At 41.1% G+C, this 3,048-nt stretch carries 1 protein-coding gene; it reads left to right on the forward strand.

Annotated elements, in window-relative coordinates; genetic code table 11:
- Positions 1-497 precede the first annotated feature (497 nt).
- The coding region (locus Q0277_RS00475) for a hypothetical protein (protein ID WP_297994391.1) at positions 498-3,048 on the forward strand (2,551 nt) is incomplete at its 3' end.

The raw sequence follows: 3,048 nt of genomic DNA on the forward strand, positions 1-3,048 counted from the left end.
TAGCGCCGATGAACTTTGGAAAAATAGCTGGTCATGTTTTTGCAAAGTCCAAATTGCGATGTCTTTAATTCGCTGCACTAGGAATTTTTACAGAGTAATACCGCCGATTTTTAGTTGTGACAAGCCTTGTTGCGAGAATTATCTACGAGCAGTGAAGCCGTAAAGCGAATGTGGGTGAAGTTGCGTGAGCAAAAAATCGCGCTCAACTCGCCGTAAGCGAGCCGGCTTTTCGTAGCGGATGTAAAATTTATTTCAACATCAAATCGTAACAGAGCTTTTGAATTTTAAAATTTGCTGAAATTTTTGATAAATTTCCGCATTTTTTATATTTTATGAAATTTTTTCATCGTTAAGTTTTCATCGCGTTGTCGTTATTTGCCGTCCCATTTGAAATAAATTAAATTTTAATTATAAATCTTTCAAATTGCACTGTAATTTAAGCAAAAAAAATGTAAAATAATAGTCAAAAATTATGTTATTGACCGGAGGGTAGTATCATGAAAGTTAAGAGTTTTAGCTTTGCGCCCATTTTGGCGCTGTTGTTTTGTTTCGCGACGGGAGTATTCGCAGATGATGTTAGGTCGAACGTGAAGATAAATCCTGCTACCCCAATAAGCAACGAGTATCGTGACGATGGCGTGCTGGACGGAAAGATAGGCAGAAGTGGTTGGACTTGGAACGGAAATGAGGGTTTGTATAATTTCACCACTATAAAAAACTTTCCGTCTGACGAATTAAACCAAAAGCCGATAGTTAGATTCGGCGGTGCGGGCACATACGTCTTTGGAGACTACGCCGTGACTGGAAAGCCGGTGATTAAATTAAGCTGGCCTTCTGCTTTAGGCCATGGTTACATGTGGGGAGCAAAAGGCACATACATTAAAGATGACGGCGACGGACAGTTTTATTTGAATAGTTCAAAAGCTGTTTTGAGGCTTCCTAAGGGCGTGACTAAAGACGATATAGTCTATGCGAGACTTTATTGGCAGGGAAATATATTCAGCACGACTGATTTTGACAGCAAAGCAGAATACAACAGCAAAGACGGAAAAAAATTGACCGGTTTTGCTAAGGGGTATACACGGGTGAAATTTAAAATGAAAAGCTCGAAAGGTACAGCTAGCATAATAAAAGATGTTCAGAGAGATAGATGCGAAGGAACGGCTGCTTGGAACTTTTTGGCAGAATCTCGCAAGCCCTTACGTTTGCGTTTAAAATATGGCTGCACTAAAGATATTACCGATCTAGTCAAGCAATATTTTGAACCTTATTCCGACAGCATTGAATTTACTGTAGGAAACGTAAAAACGAGTGATGGTGAGGATCAAAGCGGTGCAGATTTTACCAATGGAGAGTTCAACAGCGTTCGTCTTGGGCCGTACGGCGGATGGGGAATAATCGTAGTATATGATAAAACCGCCCCGTCCAGAAGGGCTTTGCTAGATAATTTACAATCTAACGATAGCGTAACGGGTCAAAAAATGACTTATAAAGAGGCCGTAGAATATAAAAATAAATATTTTAAACCAAAAAACGTAACTATTTACGGCGATTATTTTGTCCTCACCCCTTGGGATAAGGGATATACGCCTATAAACATTAACGCTACCATCAATGGATTTTATACACCTAGAAGTGGGTCCGTAAGTGCAAAGCTAGGGTTTTTAGGGTTTGGTGGCGAGAGACAAATGACCTCCGACGAGTATTTTAAAGTTCAACACAAAGGAACCGCACAAATGGATTCGCTATACGGATCCGGTGTGGTTAATCAACGGTTAGCTAACGATCGCGCTAATATATACGACGGCTCTGTCGCTTTACTTATAAATGATAACGGCACCTATAAGTATAGCTATCCATACGGCACTGGTTATTTAGGTGGATTTGATCTGGACGAATTCGATATCGGTTCAAAGATGAAGAATGCGCAATCTAGTCTAAACATCTCTTTGGGTGCGGCGTATGAAGATCTCAACGGAGGTCAAGCCGATCAAAACTTCATAAGTATGATTGCTATTTCCGCCGATTTGTATGTCCCTCAAATGTGCTATCAGTATGAGGTATATAACGCCGCTAACTGGGTAAAATTCTTTAGAACTAAAGATGAAGATCCGCAACACGGAAAAGTTATAGGCTCCAGATATAGCGGCTCTGAGGTTACTGATAATAAGCCTGAGCAGATCAAAAACCCGGTAGTTGCGGGTGAAAATATCTATTATAGAATGAAATTTGAAAATAGACTAAATGGTGGTGATAGCGAAGATGCAGCAGGTGCGGTAGTATCGATCGACTTTGGTCAAGCCGGCGCTACCTATACCAAAGATAGCGCTACTATAAATAACGAGCTAGTCGTAAATGATCCTATCAATACCACTACGGATACCATACCTGCGGCGGCTGCAGAGAAGCTGGTCTATCTACGCGATGGTCAAAAGGGTGCATATAAGACGATGAAAGATGTCATAAATGGCGGCACCCCAAATGTCACGGATCCTATCTATAACGATAGGCAGTTTACTGCGCTTGACGGTAATATATTGAAATTTTATATAGGTCAAGGCGCGGGAGACTTAACTCCTTCTTCAACACCGGGCGGTAGTCCTGTACTTGTAGGCGGATTAATGCAGCCAGGTAAAGCGGCGTATGGTGAGTTTAACGCCACCGTCAATACGGGCGCAACCATATTGCAGGCTCCTGCCGTGACACTAAGTTATAAGATGAGCCTAGATATAGGCGGCGGTCAGCGAGTCTTCATAGAGATGGATAGCGCTTCCGAGCTTGAATTATGCGACGCGACAAAGGTTTCTAAAAGCGTTAATATCCTACCTTTAAGCGGTTTGCAGGTAGTCAATAAGAATTTTAGTAAAAATGACGACGATGATAGACTATATACTCAAATCTCCGATAAGCCTTTCGATGCAAAACTTATCTTTAGACCGGATTATGAGAGCCAATTTTGTAAGAAGTATAAGGATGATACCGGTAAATGCGAGGAATATATCGATGCTGCTGCAAATTCTCCTTACTTTAAAAAAGATCCAAATACCG

It is taken from the genome of uncultured Campylobacter sp., from assembly GCF_938030815.1.
GTDB lineage: Bacteria > Campylobacterota > Campylobacteria > Campylobacterales > Campylobacteraceae > Campylobacter_B.